The 2,448-nt window shown below is 76.5% G+C and carries 2 protein-coding genes; both read left to right on the plus strand.

Annotated features, from left to right (window positions below; translation table 11 throughout):
* Positions 1-987: FtsX-like permease family protein (locus ACFV6I_RS15265; RefSeq protein WP_380425587.1), on the plus strand; the 987-nt coding region annotated here is incomplete at its 5' end.
* Positions 984-2,448: hypothetical protein (locus ACFV6I_RS15270; RefSeq protein ID WP_380425589.1), on the plus strand; the 1,465-nt coding region annotated here is incomplete at its 3' end. The genes ACFV6I_RS15265 and ACFV6I_RS15270, both read left to right, overlap by 4 nt.

Raw genomic sequence — 2,448 nt, forward strand, 5'->3', positions numbered from 1 at the left:
GCGCCGGGGGCGGGGCGGCCGGCGCGGGCCCGCCCCCGGGCCCCCCCCGCCCGCCCCGCCCGCGACGTGGTGCCCGGGCCGGCCGCCGTCCTCGGATCCGAACCGACCGGCGCCGACCGCTTGTTCACCATCCGCTACCGCTTCGCCAACGGCCTCGGCGACATGGTCCGCGCCGTGCTCCAGCCGACCGGGACGAGCGTGCCGGACGCCGTGTCCGGCATCGCCACCCGCGACTACCTGAAGGTCGTCGGCGGCTCCGTCGGCGACACCATCAAGGTGCCGTTCTCCGGGATCGTCCTGCCGGTCAAGATCACCGCCGTGGTCGACGCCCTGCCGGCGGCCGGCCCCAACGCGCTCCTGGTCGACCTCTCCACCACGGCCCGGCTGCTGGCCGCACAGGGCGGCGAACTGCCCAACCGCGCCGAGTGGTGGCTGCCCGCGACCGGCCCCGGCGACCGGACCCCCGCGGAGGCCGCCGCCGCCCTGCGCGCCGCCCCCGGCACCCAGGACGTCCAGCTCTACGAGGAGGCCGCCGAGGCCCTCCTCAGCGACCCGGTCGGCGCCGCCCCGCAGAGCGCGCTCATGGTCATCGCGGTCGTCACCGGGGTGCTCGCCGCGATCGGCTTCGGCGCCGCCGTGGCCGCCTCCGCCCGCGAACGCTCCCGGGACTCCGCCCTGCTGCTCGCCCTGGGAGCCCGCCGCAAGCAGGTGACCCGCACCATGGCCGCCGAACAGGCCCTCCTGGTCGCCCTCGGCGGGGCCGTCGGGCTGGGCCTCGGCACGCTGCTCGTCCACCTGATCGTGCCGTTCGTCGTGCTGACGCCCGCCGCCCGCCGCCCGATGCCCGGGGCGCTGATCGAGCTGCCGTTCGGTCAGGCCCTGCTGCTCACGGCCGCGATCGCCGTCGTTCCCCTGCTCTCGGCCTTCCTGATCGGACGCCGCCGTCGAGACGTGGCCGCCCGGCTGCGCCACGTGGAGGAGATGTGACCACCAAGGCCGGCACCACCGTGCCCACCCCGTCGCCCGAGCCCGCGCCCGCCCACGGCCCCGCGCCCTGGGTCCGCACCCGGCTCCGCGCGACGCCGCTGGCCACCCTGCTCATGGCGGCGCTCGCCTTCGTCACCGTGTTCATGGCGGCGGCCTTCCCCCGCGTCGTCGACCGGAGCGCGGACAGCGCCCTGCGGGACTTCGTGCACCAGAAGGGCGTCAACGCGACCAGCCTGCAGGCCACTTCCGAGCCGAACCTGAGTGACCCGGCCTCGGCCCTCGACGACGTGCAGCAGAAGCTGACCGCGGAGATCGGCCGGGACCTGCCGCTCACCGAGACCAGCCAGCTCTACGGCAGCCGGGCCAAGTCCCCGCGCAAGATGTTCAACGAGGGCTACGCCCGTGTCTCCGACCATCCGCCGGTGCTCGGCCTGCTGTACCTGCACGGGCTCAAGGAGCTCGTGACCCTCACCGACGGCGTCTGGCCGGGCCCCGCGGCCGAGGGCGCACCCCTGCCGATGATCATCAGCCAGAAGGCCGCCGAGACCATCGGCGTCAAGCTCGGTGACGTCGTCGACAACGGCAGCGACCTGACCGGCCGGACCCGGTCCACCGTGGTCGGCTTCTACCGCGTCAACAACCCCACCGACCCGACCTGGGACGACGTGGGCTGTCCCGCCCGCGCCTGCCTGGAGGGCCAGGGCGCGGAGCTCCACTGGGTGACCACCGGTTTCGTCACCGACAGCGGCCTGCACCAGCTGATCCTCTGGGGCAACGGCGGCGTGAACTTCTGGCGGCTGCCCGTCGACTCCGCCGCCCTGCGCGCCGACCAGCTGGCCGAGACCCGCGCCACCGTCGGCTCCTTCCTGGTCGGGCGCGGCGCCACCACCCTCGCCGACGTGACCAAGCGCCCGGACCTGCACGTCACCTCGCTCCTGCCCGACATCTTCACCCGGGCCACCGCCCGCTACGACGCCGCGGCCCCGCTGGCCGCGATCGGACCGGCCGGAGTGGCCGGGGTGGCCGTCGTGGTGCTGTGCCTCGCGGCGGCCCTCACCGCCGACCGGCGCACCGCCGAACTCCGGCTGCTCCAGGCCCGCGGCGGCTCGCGCGGCGGCATCCTGCTGCGCCTGCTCGGCGAGGGGGCGGCGACCGTGCTGCCCTCCGCCCTGCTCGGAACGGCCTTCGCCCTGGTGCTGCTGCCCACCCCCCGGTGGGGCAACGCCCTGCTCACCGCCCTGGCGGTCGCCCTGATCGCCGTGCTGGCCTTCCCGGCGCGCGCCGCCGTACTGCTGTCCCCGCCGAAGGCCGTGGCCGGCTGGCGCCGACTCGTCGGCGAACTCGCCGTCCTGGCCGTCACCGCCGCGGCCGTGGGGGATGGGCGCCCCCCGCGGGGCGCCCCCCGGCCCAACCCGCAGCCCACGGGAGGGGGGCGCCGCGCGCGTGGGCCCCCCGCGCGCG

Source organism: Kitasatospora sp. NPDC059803 (assembly GCF_042732255.1).
Taxonomy (GTDB): domain Bacteria; phylum Actinomycetota; class Actinomycetes; order Streptomycetales; family Streptomycetaceae; genus Kitasatospora.